This is a genomic window from Enterococcus sp. DIV0008, from assembly GCF_050542615.1.
Classification (GTDB): domain Bacteria; phylum Bacillota; class Bacilli; order Lactobacillales; family Enterococcaceae; genus Enterococcus_D; species Enterococcus_D innesii.
The window spans coordinates 630,536-653,496 of sequence record NZ_CP172937.1; the positions used below are offsets into that span (position 1 = coordinate 630,536).

At 41.1% G+C, this 22,961-nt stretch carries 19 protein-coding genes; 15 read left to right on the forward strand and 4 right to left on the reverse strand.

The features are described from left to right. Window positions 1–173: 173 nt before the first annotated feature. On the reverse strand, window positions 174–749 hold the full coding sequence (locus IGI84_RS02935; protein ID WP_081119030.1) for a recombinase family protein: 576 nt from the start codon (window positions 747–749) through the stop codon (window positions 174–176). 406 nt (window positions 750–1,155) lie between these two features. Here IGI84_RS02935 and IGI84_RS02940 point away from each other — a divergent pair, with 406 nt between their 5' ends. Then, window positions 1,156–2,646 carry a helix-turn-helix domain-containing protein gene (locus IGI84_RS02940; protein ID WP_430600726.1) on the forward strand — a complete coding sequence of 497 codons (1,491 nt, stop codon included), beginning with the start codon at window positions 1,156–1,158 and terminating at the stop codon, window positions 2,644–2,646. Between the two features lie 210 nt (window positions 2,647–2,856). Here the strand turns inward: IGI84_RS02940 and IGI84_RS02945 are convergent, their stop codons facing one another. After that, a complete protein-coding gene (locus tag IGI84_RS02945; RefSeq protein WP_430600728.1) occupies window positions 2,857–3,060 on the reverse strand; it encodes a hypothetical protein in 204 nt (67 codons plus the stop codon). A gap of 658 nt (window positions 3,061–3,718) precedes the next feature. Here IGI84_RS02945 and IGI84_RS02950 point away from each other — a divergent pair. The 13 genes from IGI84_RS02950 (at window position 3,719) to IGI84_RS03010 (ending at window position 18,693) form a co-directional block, all read left to right on the forward strand. Beyond that, window positions 3,719–7,327, forward strand: a complete 3,609-nt coding sequence (locus IGI84_RS02950; protein ID WP_430600729.1) for an immunoglobulin-like domain-containing protein — start codon at window positions 3,719–3,721, stop codon at window positions 7,325–7,327. Between the two features lie 76 nt (window positions 7,328–7,403). Next, complete coding sequence (locus IGI84_RS02955; protein ID WP_074932533.1) at window positions 7,404–7,898, forward strand: DUF4352 domain-containing protein; 495 nt, start codon at window positions 7,404–7,406, stop codon at window positions 7,896–7,898. After that, entirely contained in the window at window positions 7,895–9,148 is a 1,254-nt protein-coding gene (locus IGI84_RS02960) for a nucleotide sugar dehydrogenase (protein ID WP_325907411.1), read from the forward strand. Before IGI84_RS02955 ends, IGI84_RS02960 begins: the two co-directional genes overlap by 4 nt. A gap of 40 nt (window positions 9,149–9,188) precedes the next feature. Beyond that, entirely contained in the window at window positions 9,189–9,923 is a 735-nt protein-coding gene (locus IGI84_RS02965; protein WP_077453638.1) for a YveK family protein, read from the forward strand. Continuing rightward, window positions 9,923–10,564 (forward strand): CpsD/CapB family tyrosine-protein kinase, encoded by a 642-nt coding sequence (locus tag IGI84_RS02970; RefSeq protein ID WP_081119035.1) that lies wholly within the window; start codon window positions 9,923–9,925, stop codon window positions 10,562–10,564. Before IGI84_RS02965 ends, IGI84_RS02970 begins: the two co-directional genes overlap by 1 nt. A 13-nt stretch (window positions 10,565–10,577) precedes the next feature. Continuing rightward, a complete protein-coding gene (locus tag IGI84_RS02975) occupies window positions 10,578–11,225 on the forward strand; it encodes a sugar transferase (protein ID WP_325811121.1) in 648 nt (215 codons plus the stop codon). After that, window positions 11,225–11,971 (forward strand): WecB/TagA/CpsF family glycosyltransferase, encoded by a 747-nt coding sequence (locus IGI84_RS02980; RefSeq protein ID WP_156237224.1) that lies wholly within the window; start codon window positions 11,225–11,227, stop codon window positions 11,969–11,971. Before IGI84_RS02975 ends, IGI84_RS02980 begins: the two co-directional genes overlap by 1 nt. Beyond that, window positions 11,968–13,221 (forward strand): O-antigen ligase family protein, encoded by a 1,254-nt coding sequence (locus IGI84_RS02985; RefSeq protein WP_325811120.1) that lies wholly within the window; start codon window positions 11,968–11,970, stop codon window positions 13,219–13,221. Before IGI84_RS02980 ends, IGI84_RS02985 begins: the two co-directional genes overlap by 4 nt. An 8-nt stretch (window positions 13,222–13,229) precedes the next feature. Continuing rightward, on the forward strand, window positions 13,230–14,645 hold the full coding sequence (locus tag IGI84_RS02990; protein ID WP_430600732.1) for a lipopolysaccharide biosynthesis protein: 1,416 nt from the start codon (window positions 13,230–13,232) through the stop codon (window positions 14,643–14,645). Further along, a complete protein-coding gene (locus IGI84_RS02995) occupies window positions 14,642–15,673 on the forward strand; it encodes a glycosyltransferase family 4 protein (protein WP_430600733.1) in 1,032 nt (343 codons plus the stop codon). The genes IGI84_RS02990 and IGI84_RS02995 overlap by 4 nt, the downstream gene beginning before the upstream one ends. Window positions 15,674–15,704: 31 nt before the next feature. Then, window positions 15,705–16,802, forward strand: a complete 1,098-nt coding sequence (gene wecB / locus IGI84_RS03000; protein ID WP_430600735.1) for a non-hydrolyzing UDP-N-acetylglucosamine 2-epimerase — start codon at window positions 15,705–15,707, stop codon at window positions 16,800–16,802. A gap of 14 nt (window positions 16,803–16,816) precedes the next feature. Continuing rightward, window positions 16,817–18,277 carry a helix-turn-helix domain-containing protein gene (locus tag IGI84_RS03005; RefSeq protein WP_420698753.1) on the forward strand — a complete coding sequence of 487 codons (1,461 nt, stop codon included), beginning with the start codon at window positions 16,817–16,819 and terminating at the stop codon, window positions 18,275–18,277. Window positions 18,278–18,330: 53 nt separating this feature from the next. Continuing rightward, window positions 18,331–18,693: a DUF7006 family protein gene (locus IGI84_RS03010; RefSeq protein ID WP_077453629.1), complete on the forward strand. Its 363-nt coding sequence runs from the start codon at window positions 18,331–18,333 to the stop codon at window positions 18,691–18,693. 156 nt (window positions 18,694–18,849) lie between these two features. On the opposite strand, the gene IGI84_RS03015 is transcribed toward IGI84_RS03010, so the two are convergent. Next, window positions 18,850–20,337 (reverse strand): helix-turn-helix domain-containing protein, encoded by a 1,488-nt coding sequence (locus IGI84_RS03015; RefSeq protein WP_430600738.1) that lies wholly within the window; start codon window positions 20,335–20,337, stop codon window positions 18,850–18,852. A 398-nt stretch (window positions 20,338–20,735) separates the two neighbouring features. On the opposite strand from IGI84_RS03015, the gene IGI84_RS03020 reads away from it, so the two are divergent. Then, window positions 20,736–21,119 carry a DUF7006 family protein gene (locus tag IGI84_RS03020; RefSeq protein ID WP_430600739.1) on the forward strand — a complete coding sequence of 128 codons (384 nt, stop codon included), beginning with the start codon at window positions 20,736–20,738 and terminating at the stop codon, window positions 21,117–21,119. 137 nt (window positions 21,120–21,256) lie between these two features. Here IGI84_RS03020 and IGI84_RS03025 read toward each other — a convergent pair whose 3' ends face one another. After that, complete coding sequence (locus IGI84_RS03025) at window positions 21,257–22,765, reverse strand: helix-turn-helix domain-containing protein (RefSeq protein ID WP_430600741.1); 1,509 nt, start codon at window positions 22,763–22,765, stop codon at window positions 21,257–21,259. Window positions 22,766–22,961: the final 196 nt, after the last annotated feature.

The following is a 22,961-nucleotide window of genomic DNA, read 5'->3' on the forward strand; positions in this document are numbered from 1 at the left end:
AGAATAAAGGAAACAATCTGCTAGACGAAAAAAAGCACCGGACGAAGAACTGTAAGTGTCCCTCAAAGCTAACTTAAGATGTTATCTTTGAAGGATCAAACAAATCAGCAAGATCCGTCTTGTGCTTTTTGTTACGGGGAATCTAGGGTCATTAGCAAAATCAGAGCACCTATTCATGAAAGGTGGTTGTTGTTTTCTAAACGAAGATAGCGATAGAAAGTCGATCGTTTTATTCCAGTTTGGGCACAAATATCAACGACAGTTCGACCTTCCTTCTGATAAAGATTCAGGGCGTACTGAATCAGTTTAGGGTCGATTCGTGGACGCCCACCAATATTTCCTCTGGCTCTAGCAGAATCTAGCCCTTCTTTGGTTCGCTCCACAATAATGTCTCGTTCAAATTGACTGAAGGCTTGGAAAACCGTCATCATCAGTTTTCCTTGAGGGGTCTGTGTATCAAAATTTTCTTTGATACTAATCACTTTTACTCCTTTTCTTTCGAAAAAATAGACGAGATCAATCAAGTCTTTGGTGCTCCGACCAAGCCGTGAAAAGCTTTCAATAATAATTTTGTCATTTTCTTTCACTCGCTTTTTTAGTTTGTTTAATTCCGGTCGATTTGTGCGAATGCCGCTAATTTTTTCAGTATAAATTTTGTGGCATTCATATCGTTCAAGCAAGTCTAGTTGACGAGAAAGATCCTGCTGTCTTGTAGATACGCGAGCGTATCCATAAACCATATTTGACATACAATTTCCTCCATTTAAAAATAAGTCTACCTAGAGAATACCTCGTTTGTTCACTTAAGTATACAACCTAAAACCAACGTATTATGAATAAAAGAAAAAGGGTAGTTTTTTTCTGTAAGCAAATAATGTACTATAGAGAGGAAACCTGCGGCGTTGAACGAGGCAGTTCTCAGTCGCTATGGAAACAACGCTTGAGATGTTAGGAAACACAGTGATTCAGGAAATCATCTGAATGAGGTAGATAAACCTATAAGAGCTCCGTTTGACTCCTTTCGATGCAACAGATTCTGAAAGTTACACACTGGTGCAACACCTTTTTCGAGGCATGTGTTAGCCAATCATTTTTAGAGTTAAGACATTTTGAAAGAAAATCGTTAGACAAACTATCGCTTACAAGGAGGGGAACATGAGAGAATTGCAGTTAAGTTTTATGCTGAACAAAACGACCGTTCGCTGGCTTCAAATTTTAAATGCGTTTGAGCGTGAACGTACTTGTTCAATCGCAAGCTTTGCGAACAAACTTGATGTAACTCAACGGACGATCAGCTCTGATATCAAGGAACTGAAAGCCTATTTGCAGGATGCAGCCAAGTTTGTGCATGTGGCTAATGGTTATCATTTTATGGAAACGAACCCAAAAGTATACTTGACCAAAAAAAGAGCGCTGGTTGCAAAAGAAGGTATGTATCAAATTTTAGAAGCAATCTTTCATGGTGAACTTTGTTCTGTTGAAGAGTGGGCACAGCGCTTGTATGTATCAGAAAGCACGATGCGGCGTTATTTGAATAGTGCTTCCCTCACGTTGAGAAAGTATGGTTTAGAGTTGGTGCTACAACCAGTTAATTTGAGTGGAGCAGAAGCGAATATTCGTAAATTTTTCAAAGATTTTTATTATGAATCAGATGTTACTCCTCATACTCTGCTTCCACCTAAAGAGCTGATTGCGGTAGTCAGTGAGACGTTTTCAGAAGTGCCAACTGATGTGGTGAACACGGGTGTTGCTCCTAGTGATTTTTATTATAGTTTGTATATTACAATCAAGCGTTATCAGTCTGGAAAGACCATCCAACTTCCTACTCATTTGGCTGAGATAGTCAAAGACCACACGGCATTTACCGTAATGAAAGACTTAGCACCTAAAATCGAAGCCCTTTACCAGGTAAGACTACCACAAGAAGAATTGGTGTGGCTTTATCTAGTCACGGTGATGAAGCGTACATTGACTGAGCCCGTAAAAGAACAGCAGTTCATTGCATCGTTTGCACTTTATCCTGAACTAGAGGCGCTAAGTCAACACTTTGTTCAAGAATGGGGCATCCCATTTAATGATCCCCAACTAATCGAGACGATGATTCACGCCTTTTTGTTATCTAAGAAAATCAATGATCAACTAGCGCCCATTTTGAATCGCTTGCTGACGGAAGTAAAAAATGAGCCCCTAAAGCATAGCTACGTCGCCTATCAAAAAAATCTTGTATTTTTGAAGCAGAATCAAGCAATTCTTGGGGTCAGTAAGGAGTACCTGTCTGATATCTGTGCAGCGCTTACCTTGTATAGTGAGGCGCTCAAGGAACTCTATTATCAAAAGGTCAACCGAATCGCATTGACATTAGAAGGCGACCTTTACACCTGTCACGCTATCCGCGCACGCTTTTTGCGCTATGTTGGCAATGATCATTACGTGTTTTTCCCAAAAATCAATGAATTGACGACTGCCTATTTGAAGGAAAATGCTATCGATCTCGTGGTAACGAATTATAGTGAATACCTATCAGAGTTCATCTTATCCACGGACTATCTCTTACTTAAAACAATCCCGGATCATCAAGATTGGCTAAGAGTGATTGAAAAAATCGATCCTCAGTTGGGGCAAGCATTAAGTGCAACCCCAAGTTAAGTCAAGTGTATACTTTGAATGCAATCAGTGAAGCTATTGCTAGCAGAAATGCTCATGAAAGCAGAATACCTATTAAGCTAAAAAGCCACAACCGTTGAGAAAAATGGTTGTGGCTTTTTTCTCTTAATAAGCAAGGAAGGAATTTCCTTCACTCCTCTTAAAAAAAAGATGGACGCTTATGAGATGAAGTAGCTTGATCCACGAAAACTCTTACTGTTCATTTGCCAGTTTAGCAAAAATCGCTTTAAAGGATTTGAATGTGTCATTATCTAGTTGGCAAAGCCACAAAAGGTAGCTTTTTTCTTTAAAAGTCCACTCTATTGAAGGGTAAGAGGCAATTAAGGCATGGTATTTCTCCCGTTGTTCACTGGTAGCTAATAGCCACCGCTTCTCAAAAATTTGCTTATCTTCCATATAGCTATCCCCCAAAAAGAAACGTTGCCTGAAACTTCACTAACGGGCAACGTAAATCTAATGATACGCAGATCTCTACTTATTATACCAAGGAAAAATGAATTTTTTTAGAAGATGTGTAAAATTACAACGAATTTCTTTTATTTTGCTTTTTTTGGGACATTTTTTATAGAAAAGAAGCATTCTGTTGAAGAGAACTGTTGTTAACAATGTTTCTGATACTAAGAAGAATTAGTAGGCAGAAACCTTGTATCCATCTTAATGAGTTAAGTGGTTTCAGGTAATAACAAAAATGGACGATCCTTTTTAAAGAATAAGGAATCGTCTTTTTTTATAACGCTTTTTTTTGCACAAACTTTCAAAATGCCTTATTTGAAAAGAAAATGAAAATCAATTTATTCATACAGGTTTGCAAATCTTGATTTATCTATTGATGTTCAACCATGTTAAATTTAACCTCGTCAAAAGCAATAAACTTTCGTCAAAAAAACATCATATTTTAGTTCTTATTTAGGTATTTAGAGAGTTTGCTTCGAATAGGTTGTTCCAATAAGGACTAAGACTGATATTTTTCGAGGGAGTAAGAAAGGGTGACTGGTAAAAACGTGAAATGAATCTTTAAAGTACAAGAGAAAGAATAGAGAAAAAGGAGTTACTTATGAATAACAAATTTAGTAAAAAAGTCACAGGTTTATTGTTGATCAGTCATTTAACATTATCGGCGCTGCCAATAAATGCGATGGCGACAGAAAAAGCTTCTGATTCCTTAGAAGCTTCTCAAGAGAGAGTAGAAGCACCCAATCTATTATCGGATGGTGAAACGACGCAAGACTTAGGCAATGAGATTACCGCGACCGATGATCAAGAAAATCAGGAAACCGATAGTTCTTCTATTGAAAGTGAAGAAGCTCAAACAGAAGCATCTACTGAGAACTCTTCAGAAAATAATGAAGCTGCAGAAAATGAGGAACAAACAGACACATCAAATGGAGAAAATTCCGAAAATAGTTCTGATGACTCAGCGGAAAACGCTACCGAAACCCGTTCAACAAGGGCAAGTGTCCAAGTAACGTCTGATGCTGAATTACGGACAGCATTAGCCAATGCGACCGTTACACAAATCAGCTTAGCCAATAACATCACGATGACTAGTAGTGTGACATGGACAGGGACGACCAAAACGATTGAAGGGAATGGTCATACGTTAACCTTCGGGAATAATGTTCGGCTGTATGGAAATACGGTGAATCAAGGATTAAGTATCAGAAATGTGAGAATCGTAGCCCATGCAACGAATACGATCTATCAAAATAGAACGTCCAGTGTTTCCTTTACAAACGTTACTCATGAAAATAGTCATGCAACAGGGCGTTTACTCTATTTAGCCGCTAGCAATTCTTCAGCTAATTTCTTTGGCGAAAACCGATTAAATGCAGGTTCCTTGATTTGGGCTACTTCGAATGTCCGGATGAATATCGGCAGTGGTGCTTCTGTAGTTGCAAATAACAACGGAACAGCTCGTGCGATTTATCTTGCAAGTGGTGGTCGAATTGATTTAGGTGAAGGCAGCTTATTAGATGTTACTCAAAACAATCCTTCAAATACAGCAAAAGCAGTCTTGATCGAAGGAAGTGCCTCAAGCGTAGTAGTTAATTCGAATGCAACGTTTAAGATCACAAGTGCACCAAATACGCAAAAAACACAAGAAGCCTTGGGATTACGAGGTGCTTTGACCGTATTATCTGGGGGAACACTGGATGTCGTGGGAAGAAGCACGTATTCAACGGTAAACGTTGGACAATCAAGCACTTTCCATGAAGGATCAAATGTTCGAATCCAAAACAATCATACCAATGGAACCGCAATTGGGTCCTATCCAGGAACAACGAACTACACGATTCACTCATCGACAGGAATGCAAACTTGGAGAAGATCAGCTGATTTTTCAGGAGAGCCCAGCTTTAATTATCCAGAGTTTAGACAAGGTTCTTTCTCACTAAATACTTATACGAACAAACAAGTTACTTCGCGAATTGAATCCAATGACTCAATCTTCAACGCAACATTCAATAGTTCTCAAATCGGAAAAATCGCTTTTGGTGACTTTGTGGATACCGCAACGATTCAACAAACGACCATTGACGACTTAACCACAAGCTCAACGCACATTACGGGACGAGCTGAGCCAAATGCCGATTTAGCAGTCACTATTGAAGGACAAGGAAGTTTGACGGGACGCGTTGCAAGTGATGGAACTTATCAATTTGCGATTCCGAACGCACCGTTAGCAGTTGGAACAAAAGTGACTGTTACCGCAACGGCCAATGGTATCCAATCGGTTGCAGAAACAGTTGTAGAAGATAGTGAAAAAGAAACGATTGCCGAAACAACGATTTCCGATCTAAATACTGACTCCACAAGTGTGACGGGAACGGCTGAGCCGAATGCTGAGATTACGATCAAAGCCGGTGACACGATCATTGCGAATGGACGAGTGGGTAGTGATGGTATCTATGCATTGACGATTGAGAAACAACAAGCTGGTACGGTAGTCACCGCCCAAGCAACCTTAAATGGCATTTCATCAAATATTGCGGAAACCATGGTTGAGCGCGCAACGATCGCCGAAACAACGTTGAATCAAGTGACAACCACAGACACGACTGTTAGTGGAACAGCCGAACCAGATGCACATGTGGAAATTACTATAGGCGATTCTGAAACGAAAAATGCCACTGTTGACAGTGAGGGCAATTTTGAAGTAGAGATTGATCAACAAGCAGCGGGAACAATTATTACTGCTCAAGCAAGCATTGACGGATTGCAATCAAATATTGCTTCAACGATCGTTGTCACTGATCCAGCAAACACCGAAGGCACGATCACACCAGATACCTACAATGTTTCTTCTGGCGATCAATTCCTGAGAGGGACGTATACCGGCGATGTTGTTTCTGCTCGTGTGTATGTGAATGGTAAATCTGAACGTGGTGGGAATTTTGCTGATGGATCGTTTAAATTCTATATCGGTAATCGCATCCAATCCGTAGATGATGTCGTAGAAATCGAAGCCTTGGATCAATATGGCAAAGTACTTGATCGGACAACTGTTGAATTGACTAGAGATTTGGCTGGTACGATCACACCGGATCAATACCGTGTTGGCGAAACGATGATTACAGGGACCTTTACGGGTGATGTCAACTTTGCCCGTTTAGTGATCAATGGCACGCCTTCTAATGCATGGGGTGGTACTTTCAATGCCGATGGCACCTTCTCGTTTTATGTAGCGAACCTTGGGATCAAAGCGGGGGACAAAGTTGAGATCCAAGCGTTGAATCGTCAAATCAATGGCAACACGGAAGCCATCGAAGTGCTAGAAACCAAAGAAGTAACAGTGATTGATCAACTTCAAGGGACGATCACACCAGATAAATACAATTACACTGATACCACGATTACGGGAACCTTTACGGGGGATATCAATTTTGCCAACTTGGTGATTGATGGACAATCGGTAGGTAACTGGGGTGGTACCTTCAACAAAGAGACGGGTCGCTTTGAATTCTTTGTTCACGCACAATTTAGAGACCAGATCAGAACAGCAGCGAAAGTTGAATTGCAAACTTACCATCGTGAAACAGTCGATGGACAAACGATTGATCATAAGCTGGTGTTGCAGCCGGTAGAAATCGTCAAAGCAACAGGTTCGATTCAACCAGCAGCCTTCAAAGTGACAGAGAGTGAAATTACCGGAACCTTTACTGGTAATGTGAATTTCGCCAACTTGATCGTTGATGGGCGTTCAGTTTCATGGGGTGGTACCTTTAACACAACAGACCAAACCTTTACTTACTTTGTCAATCAAGATACACGTAATTTAATTCGCGATGCAGAAACAGTTGAATTGGTTGCTTACCATCGGGAGGTTGTTAATGGTCGTCCAGTGGACACCGAATTGGATCGCAGTGTAGTCACTATCGATAAAGAATTTATTGGTACGATTACACCAGACCCATACAAGCTGGGTGACAGAACCATTACGGGAACCTATACAGGAGATGACATCAACTTTGGACGACTTGAAATTGATGGCATGATTCTGTGGGTAAGTGGTTTTGCGGATGGCACGTTTACCGCTTATTTGAACCAAGAACAAGCCAACAGCGTGACGAAAGACAGCAAGATGACGATCCATGCATTGCATCGCTTTGCTGACTTAAGCACACGAGAAATCGCACAAGCAACCGTTTCGATCACAGAATAAGAAACAAAAACTACGAGAGACCCTTGTACCTTGCCTGTTGCAAGGGTCTCTTCATTGATAGAAAGAGAGAAAGCAAATGAACATGAAGAAAAAAATCGTTACCTTCTTTAGCCTTGCCCTTATGGGGAGTTTTTTAGCGGCTTGCTCGACGGATGACCAAGCAAAGACGGATACTACCCAAGGCAGCGAACCGATCGAACAAATCACGGACCAAAGCAATGCCGAGCCGCAATCGATCATTGGTGGATTAAAGATCATCATCGACAAACAAGAAATCAATCAAAAGAAAACAGAAGATGGGGAACAAGTTTTACATACATTTACCATCACAGCAGAAAATATGGGGTCAGTTGCCGCAGGGTTAGGTTCAATTGATTTCCTGCTAGAAACCGAGGATGGGGAACTTCTTGAACTTGATCATACTATGGCGATGTTTGGCAATGAGATCGCTGTAGGTGAAACCATCACTGGACAAGTTTCCTTTGCTTTAGAAGAAGGGCAAGTGGCGAAAAAATTGATTTATAAGCCTGGAGAAGAACAATTGGCAGAATGGGATGTTAAGAGCGAATGAAGGTAAACGTTATCGGATTGGGGTATATCGGGCTACCCACAGCACTTACTTTTGCAAATCATGGGATTGAAGTCGTTGGGGTTGATGTGTCAGAAACAGTCGTTCAATCACTTCAAGCAGGTCTGGCACCAATCGAAGAACCCAACATTGATCGCTATCTAGCACAAGCTTTAGCGAAAAAGACATTCAAGGCACAATTGGTACCAGAAAAAGCGGATGCTTTTATCATTGCCGTACCAACGCCAAACCTCGCTGATCAATTTGGTAGTTGCGACTTGTCCTACGTCAAAGCGGCGATGGCTGCTATCCTACCCTATCTTGAACAAGGCAACACTGTCATTGTTGAATCGACTATTCAACCTCGTACGATGGAGGACATCGTTGGACCGTTTTTTGAAGCAGCAGGCTATACCATTGGAGAAGAACTCTATTTGTTGCATTGCCCAGAGCGAGTTTTACCAGGGAAAATTTTTGAAGAGCTAGTGATGAATAACCGAATCATTGGTGGCATGACCAGCGCTTGTACCCAACAAGGCAAACGCATTTATCAGGCCTTCGTCAAAGGAAACGTGTTGGAGACTTCTGCAAGTATCGCTGAGCTATCGAAATTGATGGAAAACACCTATCGGGACCTGAACATTGCACTAGCCAATGAATTGGTCCAAATTGGGGATCGCCTAAACATTGATGCACTCCAAGTGATTGCATTAGCCAATCAGCATCCACGGGTCAATATCCATCAGCCAGGACCTGGTGTCGGAGGCCATTGCTTAGCGGTTGATCCATATTTTGTGGTTGCGGCAGCACCTGAAGACGCAAAGTTGATTCAGTTGGGGCGGATGATCAATACAGAGATGCCTGAATTCATTATTAAAAAAGTCGAAGAGATTTTAGCGATTCATGGCGGAAACAAGATCGCGGTCTTAGGGTTGGCTTATAAAGGCAATATTGACGATGCCAGAGAAAGTCCGGCAATTGAGATCGCCAAAAGACTGAAACAAAAGAAAGCACTGCAAGTCACCACTTATGACCCCTATGTCGCCACTTCTGATGTTGCACATCTCGAAGTAGCACTAACAGACAGTGATCTGGCATTGATCCTCTGTGACCATGATGCTTTTAAAGATATAGCGCCAGCCGCCATTCAAGCGATGAAACAAAAAATCGTTTTTGACACGAAAAATATTGTGACAGATAAAACGAGGTTCGATGCTGCCTATTCTCTTGGGGCATTACCAAGCGCCCAGTAAATGGTTTGATTGCTATTTATGTTATTGAAAGGGAAAACCAATGAATAAAGAAATAAACACAAAAAAATTGAAGCAAGTTTTTCAGCAAAGAATAGGCTGGATCCTCATGATCATTAGTGTTCCCTTACTAGCGATGTTGCTTTATCTAACCCTGTTTGCTGAACCCATTTATCAAAAAAGTGCACAGTTGCTGATTAGTCAGTCAGAAACGACAGCTGGCAATCGTCTGGAAAACCAGACGATTCAGGCAGACCTTCAACTCGTCAGTACCTATAGCACCATCATCATGAGTCCTCGCATCTTAAATGAAGTCAGTGAGGCGCTAGAGGGAAGCTATGATGTGGCTGAACTGTCAGAGATTTTGAGTGTATCGAATGCCACTAACTCGCAGATCATTGAAATCAATGCCTACCATCAAAGTCCGAAGATCGCAGCGAAGATCGCCAATACGACCGCAAATGTTTTTAGTGAAGAGATCCCTAAGATCATGAACATTGATAATGTCACGATTTTGGCAGAAGGAGCCGTTTTGCCGCAAGAAACGCCAGCTCGTCCAAACAAATTTTTGTTGTACAGTTTGACCGCTTTTTTAAGTCTTCTTTTCGCTTTTACGTATGTGTTCCTCCTGTTGGTTTTTGAGCGCAGTTTTGCTTCAAATACTGAAATCGAAGAGGTCTTAGGGGTAAAAGTCATCGGTGAGATAAGCAAAGAAAAACGAGTTGCTTCGTTTAAAACCATCCAGTCGAGAAGCCTTAGAGGAAGGAAGCGTGTGTGATGCGTAGCATGAAGGAAAATTACTCCATCATCAGCGAACAAGTAAAATTGATTCGCGAAAATGTCGACTATTTATGCCAACAACAAGATGCCCAAACGATTTTGATTACTTCAGGAGAAAGCGGTACGGGAAAATCCACGGTCTCAGCAAATTTGGCGGTTGCCTATGCCCAAAAAGGCAACCGAACCTTATTGATTGATGCGGATCTGCGTAAGCCCACTCAACATCATTTGTTTTCACAAGAAATGCATGTGGGTTTGTCCAATTATATTCGACGGGCTGTCTCCATCGAAAGCTGTGTCCAACAAGTGATTTTAGAAGATTGCGAATTTTCAATCATTACTAGTGGAGCTATCATGTCAAATCCCAATGATCTGCTCGCTTCTTCGAAAATGACCGCAGCTTTGCAAGAGGTCAAACAACTATACGATGTGGTCATTATTGATACACCGCCAGTCAATGTCGTTTCTGATGCCTTGATCTTAGCCAAGAAAGTTGATGGTGTACTTTTAGTTGTTCATGCGGATAAAACGAACAAGCAATCCGCAAAAAATGCCGTCAAAAAACTGCGCCTTGTCAACGCCAACATCTTAGGTGTCGTCGTGAATGGCACGGATACAGCCGAAAATTACTATTATTAAGGAGGGGAACTTTGTGGAAAGACCCGCTTTAGACAAACAGCCAACAGTTCGGGTTACTGGCTATGTACGTTGGAAACGATCGATAGAAACCATCTTTAGCTTGGGCTTATTAGTCATCCTTAGCCCGCTGTTACTGCTGATTTGTATAGGAATCAAATGTTCTAACTGGCACGCACCGATCATTTTTAAGCAAGTCCGTGTTGGGAAAAATGAGTCCACGTTTGTGATGTACAAATTTCGAACGATGGTACCTGATGCCGATCAATTATTAGGACAGTATCTTGATAAAAACGAAATTGAAGGGGCCATGTTTAAACTAAAAAAAGATCCACGAGTGACGCGGCTAGGCCGTTTGTTGAGAAAAACGAGTCTTGATGAATTGCCCCAACTGATCAATGTCTTGAAAGGGGAGATGGCACTGGTTGGTCCCCGTCCTCCTTTAGAAAGAGAAGTCGTCAGCTATTCAGAGAAAGACAAGCAACGATTGTCTGTCACACCCGGTTGCACAGGGTTGTGGCAAGTCAGTGGACGAAACGAATTAAGCTTTCAGGAGATGGTCGCGTTGGATCTTTATTACATCAATAACCTGAGCTGGTTATTGGACTTGAAAATTATTATGAAAACGATTGGCGTTGTTTTCTTACCCAAAGGAGCATTCTAATGGAGCAACAAACACGTGTGTCACTTTTAGGAAGCAATCTAGATTCTCTAAGTTTTCAAGAAACCATTTCTAAAATCGAGGCAATGATCGAACAAGGGGGCCCCGCACAACATGTTTCAATTAACGCGGGAAAAATAAACTTGATGCGCAATGATCCCTCGTTGCGATCGATCGTCAATCGGGCAGCTTTGATCACGGCTGATGGCCAGTCGATTGTCTGGGCAGCGAAATATTTAGGTTGTCCTGTACCAGAAAGGGTAACGGGCATCGATCTTTTTCGCGAACTCGTCAAGCTAGCAGCAGAAAAAGGCTGGCGGCCTTATTACTTAGGAGCAACTGCGGAAGTCGTAGAAGCCGTCGTCAAACATGACCAACAGCTTTATCCCGACCTCAACATAGCGGGTTTTCACCATGGTTATTTTTCCGAAGACGAATCATTGTACGTGGCAAAAGAGATTGCACGGACGAAACCAGACTTGCTGTTTGTCGCTTTTTCTAGTCCGCAAAAAGAGATTTGGCTCGATACATTCAGCGAAGTATTGCAAGTGCCCTTTGCGATGGGGGTTGGCGGCAGCTTTGATATCGTCGCAGGCAAAACCAAACGGGCACCCTTGTGGATGCAGCGGGCAGGATTGGAATGGTTTTATCGCTTTGCTCAAGAGCCAGTCAGGATGTTTGATCGCTATATTATAGGAAATTTACGCTTTTTACAGTATGTGTGGGGAGAAAAAAGAAGAAACGCATGAAATCAAAACAGCAAAGCCATCACCGCTTCTTTCTGGGGATTGTGGCCATTTTTCCGATAATCGACGTCTTAAACGGTTTATTTCTAAGTCTGGGCATTCCTTTTCCCGTTGGCGTGTTCTACCGTCTGCTGTTCTTTTTGTTCTTAGTGATTATGATCGTGACAGAAAAGATTCCCCTTAGCTACTATACGTATTTAACGTATGGGTTTATCGCTGTGACGCTTACGCTTTTTCTGTTACAAGCGCTTTTTTTGGAGTACAGCTGGCAATGGGTGATTGAGGATCTATCGGTGTATATCAAATACCTCTTATGGGTACTGATTCCTTATTATGTCTATCAACGAAAAAACGACTTCTCCAAACTGCACTACGACAGCTTGTTTATTGTTATTAGTGTCTGCTTCACCTTGGGGCTACTGATTCCTTATTTTTTAGGGTTAGGCTACCAAACTTATGACAATTCTGATGCTGGGTATAAAGGCTATTTCTTTGCCAATAATGATACGAGCTTTGCCTTTATTGTTTCCATCACCTTTACAGTCCAGGCACTAATTGTTTCGATCAAAGAACAGACCCATAAGTTTTCGTTGTTTTTGGCTAGTTTATTCACTGGAAATTTCGTCTGTCTGGTCTTAGTCGGTACGAAAACCGGCGTGTTTTATGGTGTCGGTGTCTTGTTCTATCTTTTAATCCGATTGGTGCTAGGGATTGATCGTAAAGCATTCCTGCAACAACTGTTTATCTGGTTTATGAGTTTTATGACGATTGCTTGGCTGCTTATTCAAGGACTACCATTGCTGATCCAAGCCGTCGAAGGAACCTATCTACGCATGGTGTATTTTTATCATCTTTTCGATGGAGACTTGATCCGCTTATTTTCTAGTTCAAGAAGTGATTTTTTGATTGGTGGGATGAACGCCTTCTTAAATGATGAGGCTCGTCACTTTACCATGATCTTTGGCCAAGGCTTTGAATACCGGTTGGCCCACTTTGGTCGTCTTGGCTTAATTGAAATGGACTTCTTCGACACCCTTTTCGGGCAAGGCCTACTAGGAATAGCATTATTGCTGCTGATGCTCGCCTATTTTGTTTACTTAGCCTTTCAGCCGAAAAAGCGATCGGTTTATAGCTTTGCCTTGATCGTGGTGCTTTTTTATAGTTTTTTTGCTGGGCATGTTTTGTATTCGGCATTGTCTTCCACCTTTTTAGGATTGATTTGTGGAGGCATTATTTTAACAGAGAAAGAGTGAACAACTGATTGAAAAAATTACTTTTGAGGCTGGGCTTCTTCTCCCTCGGTTCGTTAGGTTCGGCGGTTTTAAACCTGGTGCTTTTGCCCGTAACGACCAGCTTTTTGACACCCGAAGAATATGGGAAGACCAGTATGTTTTTCCTGGCACAGACCTTTTTGATATACGTGATCTATCTCGGCTTCGACCAAGCCTTCACGAGGGAATACCATGACCACGAAAACAAACGCGAGTTGCTGCAACAAGCGATGCTCGTCCCGTTGCTCGGGTCGCTGATCTTCCAGCTGATCCTAGTGGTTTTTGCCGCACCGTTTTCGCAGCTTTTGTTTGAATCTCCACAGTACACCCGTGCGATTTATTTATTTGCTCTCTCGTCGGGACTACTGATTTTTGAACGGTTTCTTTTATTAACGATTCGAATGCAAAACAAAGCGATCCAGTTCTCCGTGTACAGTATTTTGGTGAAGTTCATAGTCTTGCTCATCACATTGCTGTTTCTCTTTTTTGGTCCGCCGACGTTCATTACGGTGGTCTATGGCATGCTTCTAGGACAAATCATCGGTGATTGTCTGTTGGTTCTGGCAAACCTGGCGCTTTTTAGGCCGCTCATTCGCCACATTGATCGCAACCTGATCAAGAAGCTAAGTCGTTTTGGCTTGCCAACCGTGGTCGGTACGTTTCTCTATAGCCTATTAATGATTATCGACAAAATGATGTTACGCTATTTTGCTGATTTTGCAGCATTGGGGATCTATACGGCGGCATTTAAAGTGGCAAGTGCCTTGATGATTCTACAAGTTAGTTTTGCCAATTTTTGGATTCCCACCTCCTATGAATGGTTCAAAAAAGGCAAACCATTGATTTATTACGAGCGAGTCAGTCACTTTATCATGTTCGTCTTGGCGATTTTCTTTTTGACGATGGTCTTTTTCAAAGAAACGATCGTCATCTTATTGTCGCAAGACTACTTAGAAGCCCAGTACTTGTTTCCCTTGTTATGTTTTTATCCCTTGATGATGACGATCAGTGAAACGACCAATCTCGGGATCGTTTTTTATAAGAAAAGTCACTTGAATATTGCTGCCTCCTTGCTGGCGGTCTTAGCCGCCTCCCTTTGTCATCTTCTGCTCGTACCGACAATTGGCGCCACAGGAGCGGCTTGTGCCACGGGATTAGGGTACTTGGTCTTCTTTTTTGCACGTACATATTTTTCAATGACTTATTGGCAGGGATTCTCAGTTAAACGGCAAGTCAGTCTTTCGATCGTGCTGTATTGCTTTGCGCTGTTTACGGCATTCAATCGCATTCTTTGGCTGGAAAAGAGCCTCGTTTTGCTGCTGCTGCTCTTCGTCGTTGTTCTTTATCGCAAGGAACTAAAGCAGGTAACTAGATTTGTACAAGAAAGGAAAATCAACAAAGCATGAATATCTTACTTATCGGTCCAGATCCAGCAGCAAAAGGGGGGATCGCAACGGTCATTCATAATTTCCAAAAAGCACAAGCGCCAGAGGACGTGCGTTTCGTCGTTCATACGACCTGGTCGGAAAAAGGAAAATATTGGACGCAGTTCAAAGCGTTTCTTACCTTTCGTCGGCATATCAAAAAAGAAAGGTGCCAGATCCTTCATTTCCACGTTGCGCAAAAGGGCAGTTTCTATCGCAAGAGTTTGCTGTTGTTGCTAGCACCAAAACATTGCAAGACGATTTTTCATATGCATGCTTCGCAATTTGATCAGTTTTATCAAAACAGTCCTTCATGGGCAAAGTGGTGGATCCGTTTTACGTTATCACGGGTGGATCAGCTTGTAGTACTAAGTAGCAGCTGGGCAGCATTCTACCAAACAATTACGGATACCGCGATCGAGGTCTTGCCAAATGCCGTAGAGGTGCCGGAGGAATCCGTTTATGATCCTACCGCAAAATGGGTCATTACTCTTGGCAGGATCGGGCAAAGAAAAGGCAGTTTTGATCTGTTGGCAGTTGCCAAAGCAATGGCTATTTCCTTCCCTGAGGTTCGCTTTATGTTGTTTGGGGATCAAGAAAATCAACAAGTTGCCCAGCAGCTCCAAGAAGAAGCCCTGACCAATGTGTTCTTAAATGAGTGGGTAGCAACCGATGCGTTACCAGCTGTTTTTCGCAAGGCTGCCGTCCATTTTCTCCCTTCTTATCACGAAGGCTTGCCGATGGCGATTTTAGAAGCCATGGCAGCAGGCATCCCCAATGTAGCGACCAATGTCGGGGGAATCCCGGAGTTGATCCACTCAGGTGAAAATGGCTACCTAGTAGCTGCCGGTGATACTCAAGCAATGATCGAGACATTGAGTGAACTGTTAGCTAACAAGGAAGAACGAATCAAGATCAGTCAACAAGCCAGAGCAACGATTGAGCAACACTATGCCTTAACGGCGTATATGAAGCGCTGGCAGAAGATTTACAAAAAGCAACTTGATTAATGCACAAATTGCTGAAAAAAGGAGAAGTAAGATGCAAAAAATAAAGGTATTATCTATTTTTGGTACACGACCCGAAGCAATCAAAATGGCACCGGTCATAAAGAAACTAGCAAACGATCCACGCTTTCTATCGAAGATCGTCGTGACAGGGCAACATCGAGAAATGCTTGAACAAACATTAGGAGCGTTTCAACTGACTCCTGATTACGACTTGGCTATCATGCGAGAAAATCAAACCTTGTCAAGTATCACCAGTCGTATTCTAGAAGGTCTCGAAGGTATTTTTCAATCAGAAGAACCAGATGTGGTGTTGGTTCATGGCGATACGACGACGGCACTCGCAGCTGGGCTGGCAGCTTTCTATCAACAAATCTTGATTGGACATGTGGAGGCGGGGCTACGAACAGGTAACAAGAATGATCCGTTTCCGGAAGAAATGAATCGCCGGTTGATTGATCAACTAGCGGATTTTCTCTTTGCACCGACGGATCAAAGCCGTGCTAATCTCTTAAAAGAAAGCCACCCACAAGACCGTATTGTGGTCACGGGCAATACGTCCATCGACGCTTTGTACCACACCTTGGCACAAAAAAAAGAGCGAAAACTAATTAGTGAGAAAAAAATCCTTTTAGTTACGATGCATCGACGAGAAAACATTGGGCAACCCATGGAACAAGTCTTTCGTGCACTAAAACGCATCGCTGTTGCTTATCCAGATCTGACGATCGTCTTTCCCATGCATAAAAATCCCCGCGTCCGTACACTTGCCCAGCACTATTTAGAAGGGCAGCAAAACATTCAACTGATTGAACCATTGGATGCCCCTGCATTCTATCAGTTACTGGCAGGCAGCTACCTTGTTTTGACCGATTCAGGAGGGATTCAAGAAGAAGCACCCTCCTTGGGTATCCCCGTCTTGATCGTACGTGAAACGACGGAACGCCCAGAAGGGGTGGTAGCAGGGACTTTGAAACTGATTGGTACCCATGAGGAGCATGTGTATTCAGAAATCGTTCATTTATTGTCAGATGAGGCAGCGTACAAACAAATGGCACAAGCCAAGAATCCCTATGGAGACGGGCAAGCGAGCGAGCGGATCGTGGCTGAATTAAAAAGTTATTTCGAGTAGAGGAAGGCGAATCTATGAGACAATTCCAATCATCTTTTGTCATTAGTAAAACGACGCTAAGGTGGCTACATCTGCTAGAACACATGGAGCATGCCTCTCACGTACCAATTCGTGGGTTGTCAAAAGTGATCAAAAGCTCTAGTCGAACCATTATTGAAGATCTACAAAATATAAAAGATTACTTCGAAGCCTCGATTGAAATGGAAACGACAAATAGTGGGTATCAGTTACAAATTATTGATGCAGAGAGCTACTTAGAAAAAAAGCGGAATTTAATCAGTAATGAACCGTTGTTTCGCATCTTTGAGAGCATTTTCTTAGGTGAAATATTGACAATCAATGAATGGTCAGACATTTTGTTTATTTCTCCTGCCACACTGATGCGTTATTTCAGAAAGATTGATCCCATTTTAGCGCAATATCAATTGACGTTGAACAAAACCACGGTCGATCTGGTGGGAGCAGAAGTCAACATCCGGCACTTTTTTCTGAATTTTTTTTATGAATCCGACAGTACTCCTCATACCGTATTTCCACCGTTGATTATTCACGAGATCGGTCTAAATTTAAAAAAAGAAGAATTCGACAGCAATTTCTCTAATCTCGCCTTTGAGGAAATCAGTTACATGCTATATATCATTTTAGAAAGAACCTCTCATGGGCATTACGTCACGATCGATCCAGCCATCGTAAAACAGTTTCGCAAAGAGTATTATCTCGAGCTGAAAAATTTAAAGACGATGCTGTCGCATCATTTACAAACAACGATCGCCGAAAAAGAAATCATCTACTTTTATGCTTTATCTATGGGGAAGCGGACGGTGTTTGATATTGAGATGGAAAGAAATTTTTGCAACAAGCTAGGCAGAGATTCTCAGATCCTGCAATTAACCCAACGCTATCTAAAGGAAGTAGTGGTACCGCCCTATGCGTTTGAATACAGCACGGTTTTGATTCATTCCTTTTTTGCTACAGTCTTACTAAAGAACAGACTTTCCCCAGTCTTGAATAAAGTGATTCCAGATTTGATTTCATTTGTTAAAAAACAATTTCCCGAAGAGATGGCACAAAACACCACGTTTTTACAAAAGCAATTTAAGCATCTAAAAGGCCTATCTTTAGAAATGATCGTGGATATCAGCGCAGTCTTAACGATTCACATGGACTGTGTCAAAGAATTGTATTGGGGAAAGCCCAAAAAAATCGCATTTCTATTGGAAGGAAATCAATTTATTTCTCAACGGATTCAAGTCACAGCACGTAAGTATCTTGGCAGCTACCAAAAACTCTATTTTCCTAATGTGTTAGATATTAATCCCGGCTATTTTGAAGCGAACCAATTTGATATTATCGTTACCAATTATAACGAGCATATGTCGAATTTTTCTTGTTCAGGAGTCTATTTATTATTCAATAAAATCCCGAACTCAACTGATTGGCGCAGACTCATGTCACTGATCGATTTTAAACTTTAGCTCTTGTCTATGTGCAAAAATATATTCAGATGAAAGATAGGAATGATGCAATCATGATGAAAAAAGGACATGTGACACCAGAAGCCTATTTGAAAAATTATAGTGAACTTTGTTACTTACAGGAATATCCTTTGATCAAACAGGTGTGCACCGAGTTGCAGACACGGTTCAAAGAAATTTGTTATACAAAATACGAGAATGTTCTCCAACAAATCGCTGATTTGCTAGAGATCGACGCTCAGTTACAAATGTTTTTAGATTTTTTTCGACATGATTTTTTTAAGGAAATCGAATTAGCAGAAGAAGAGATCGTCGAAATGATCAAAAAAGACAAAAATGTTTATTACAGACAAATGGCAGGGATTGGGACGAATCAAAAAGCGCCACATGGCTTGATTTATCTCAGCGAAAAATAGTAAAGATAGACTCTGATCGATCAAGACGGTCAGAGTTTAAATAATATATATCATCGTGTTTGATTGATTTGGAAAAAAGCATCGTTTGGTATAACTGATTATCTGAAGAGCGTTATGTTGTATACGTATATAGGAAGAAAAATCTAGCGATCTGACTTACACATTGTCTAATACAACCAAACGCAAGATTCGTGGATTGATTTGCTTAAGTAGTCGATTCCAATCGGTAGCGTCAGGAAATGACTTCAACAACACGCATTCCACTTCAAGCAAAAACTCTGTGGTGTATTCGGAATAGTTGGTGACCAGTAGATCGATCTTCTTTTCTTGGAGATATTCTGGCGATAATTCGCCGGCGTCAGGATAATAAAGCGTATGAAAAGGTGCCAAGTATTTTCGGATGATACTTTCCGCATATTCACAAGCATACTCATTTCCTTCGAAAATGATCGCGATCGTTCGTTGCCGCCCCCAATTTTCTTCTTTGATCGCTTCCATATGCAGCGTCAGACTGACGCAAATATCATCTAGGTAAGTCGGATCGTAGAATCGTTTGACAAGTTCGTGATGGCTTAAAAAAAATTGGTTTTTTTGGTATTCATCAGTGAATTTTTCCTTGACGAATTGCGTTAAATCATCGATGGCGACATTCATTGTTGGAGAGAGTAGCTCTCTTAATTTCAGTCGGATGAAAAAGCTCTCTAACCATACTAAGTCCTTACTTTCATCAAATGATGAGCCACGATTTTCTTTATAAAAGTCATGGGCTAGTTGTTTGATTTCAGGCCATTGTTCGCAAACAAGCTCACTTGTTAGTAGGGCAGGTTGGTTGATTTTTTGCCGACAAATCAGACAGATAAATAAAAAGATGATTTCTTCTTCAGGAAACGTACAATCAAAGAAACGTTCAATAATGGCATGTAAAGATTCTAATTGAAAAAATGGCTTGCTTTGGTCGTAAAAGTTTTTCAGCTCTGCAGAAAGATGGACCTGTAAGCCATTTTTGTTGCGTTCAATAGCGATATAGAGAATATAAGAGAAATAGGAAAAAGCAGACGACAGTTGGGTTTTATCCTGCCAGCATCGAGTTATTTCTATCACAGTATTTTGCACGTCAATTGAGGGAAACAGTGTGTTTACGTTAATCGCTGATTCATAATAAAAAACAAAAAAGAACTGGCGAACGTTGATTTCCGAGCCAATCAATACGACGGGACTTGTGGCGATTTGCAAGTGAAAAGGTGCTAAGTAAGTATTGATTTTTTTAAAGTAATTCAACAGTGCTTGCTCGGATAAGTTTAATGCGAGACTCCAATCAAGTAAAGAATACTTTTCGTTGAAAAAAAAGCTTTCTAACAGTTGAAAAATGGGTTCGTCTTTGACAAGAAGCTGCTTTTGCTTTAAATAACCGTCGGGATCAATCTCTTCAATGGAGTACCCAAATTTTGTTGAGTGAATCGCAAGAGAATCTTTGAAGAACTCGCGGAGTGTTTGAATATCAGTGATTAGGGTTCGCTTGCTGCTTTGGGTGATCGTTGCTAAGCTTTTTAAGCTATAAGTATCATTTTTTTCAAATTCACTCAGTAACTGTATTTTTCGAATCAATGATCGATTTCTGAAAAACTTTAATTGAAATTTTTTCATGAAAACCTCTCCTCTAAAAATAGGTGGTAGGTGAAAAAGGGCTTTTTTTTGTTGCTTTACATATGAAATTTCGTCTCTTTCTCTGACTGAATAAAAGATGAAGGAACATCATTCTAGTGAAAAATTTCACCGGCTGGTGAAATTTATTATTTTTTTTCACGGACATTTGACGCTATAGTAATCATATAAATCGTTTCTTGAGCCAATCGCTAGTAAAAAAGGCAGGATTTTTATCGAAACTAAGAGCCAGCGCATGTTAACCAAGTTTTTTGCTTTAGAAGTTAGTCATAAAATATTCGCTCTAAAGGTAAATACGTAAAATGGAATGCAATGGTTGAAAATAGAGGAAACTTAGTAAAAATGTTTTCTATGAAAGCAGGAACAAAGGAGAAGAAGGTATGCAGGCGAGAAAAATAGACAATGCAACAGACTATTTGGCATATTTCCAAAAAGAACTCAATCAAAGAGAGGTGTTTCAACACTTTCCTAAAATATATGGATATTTCCAAGAACTTTCGGAAACGTTTCTAGCTGTGTTTAATAAAAAGTACGAGAATCTTTTTGTTCAGTGGTCCAAACTATTAGCGATCGATGCGCAACTTCAAATTTTATTGGAGCTTTGCAATCATGGGAAAGATGACTTAGTCACTGATCTAGGCCTAACTGAAGAAGAGATCATTGCCATGATTCGGAAAGAGCATCGCTTTTTCTATCGTGAAATCACAGGACTGAAAGTCACTCAAAAACCCAAAGTCGGTTTGATTTATATGAGTGAAGAATAAGCGTCTTTCTGTTCGTCAAGAACTTCATTTTTTTGTATTCACGAAATAAATTGCGAGAAACAACTAACGGCTAAGTAGCTTTTGAGGAAGCTACTTAGCCGTTTTTGGGCTGATTTTAGGAAGTATCCAATCCTGGGCTATTTTCGCAATACGCCCTCGATGGCTTGGTGGATCGCTAATAGGTCTGGCAAGGTGATCTGTGCATTGATCAATATTACCGGTATTTCTGCCGATGTTGCGGTCAATGGTGATGTACTGATACAAAGATCATAATCATCGTCTTCAAAGTGATCCCGCAGATCAAGGTTATAGAAACCTTGAAAAGGGGTTTGGATCAACTCCTTAATTGCTAAAGAAAGTGCGAAAGGCAGGTCCGTTTCTAACTTGATTCGAATGACTTGCTGAAAGCGAGCTGGAGGTAAAATCAGCGTCCAGGCTGTTGCTACATACAAAGCCAGTCCTTTGCGTTTTTCCAAATCCTCGTGATAGACTTTTAGATAAGCTAGCAATTGTTCGGAATGAAGTTGCAAATTCGGAAAATGTTCGGTAAGGAACTGAGCTGTGTTATAGCCCGCTAGCGTATGAACAGTTTCGCCAAACAGTTCGACGGATAATATCCCATTCAGGATCGTATTCAAAATGACTTGTTTACGGGGTTGTGAAATGGCCATCTTTTCAGCTGGCGAAGTCATTGAAGCCAGTGCTTTTTGAATCGTAGTAAGTTGCTGGTCACTCGTTTTTTTCGAAGGAAAATAACAATTCAGTTGCTCCTCTGGAAACGTTCGCTCTAGATTGGACATCAACCACAAAAAGCAAAACTGACATTCTTTTTCATTCAGAAAAAAGTGAGTCATTAACTCCTGTGACAGTTGGGTGAAAATCGGTGTTTTTGGATTCATTGATTGTTGAAATAAGGTCAAGTCTAAGCCCTTTAATGGTGGTTGGAGCTGTAACTTTTCTTCGGCAATCGTTTGACCCTGGCGGTAACGCAAACAGATTACGGCTAGTATATAGGTCGTCTGTTTCAATTCAATCGTGTTAAAAGGAATGTGATTGTTGCGATAGAAAGCTCGAGCGATCTCTTCACATTTGCTTTGAGAGAGATGATTGAAAGGCCAATCAACACCTGAAAAAGTACGCCAAAAGAAGGCGACCATAAAATAACGGATGCGCGCTTCATCACCATTCAGCTGTACATTTCCTTTGGATTTTTTTAATGTAAAGCCTAAAGGTGCCAAGAGATTCTCCAGCTCATAGACTCTTTTGCGAACAGTAGACTCCGAGAAAAAATAATCGTTAGCAAATTGAACCACATTAATCTCATTATGCAGGAGCAATGTTTCTAATAATTGAAAAAAAGGATTCTTTGCTAGTAGTTGTCGTAACAGATGTTTATAGTCTGTTTTGTTTCCGTTAAATTTATATCCAGCTCCGTGTTTGGCCAGTAAGATGGGGTGTTTTTCCTCGGCATTTTGCTCAAGCTGTTTTGTTAACGCTATGAAACTTTTTTGGATTGAGCGTCGATCAAGAGCAAGGGTGGCACTGATTTCTTCAATTGGGACAAAACGTTTTTGTAAATACAAGAAACGCAATAAATCGAGGTCTTTTTTCAGACTACTCCCAAAAAAAGTGTAGAATCGTTCCATCAAAGGACCTCCTATCTCCTTAAACTATTGATGATTCATCTTCATCATAGCATAAAAAAGGATATTTTTTTGTATAGGAAATTGACATTTTTTTGTCTCTTTTCAGGGCTGGGATGCTCTATACTGTGGTCTGGTAAAAGAATAAGCTTTTGCGCTAGCAAACAGGAAGAAATGATTGGAAATAAGAGGAGTGATA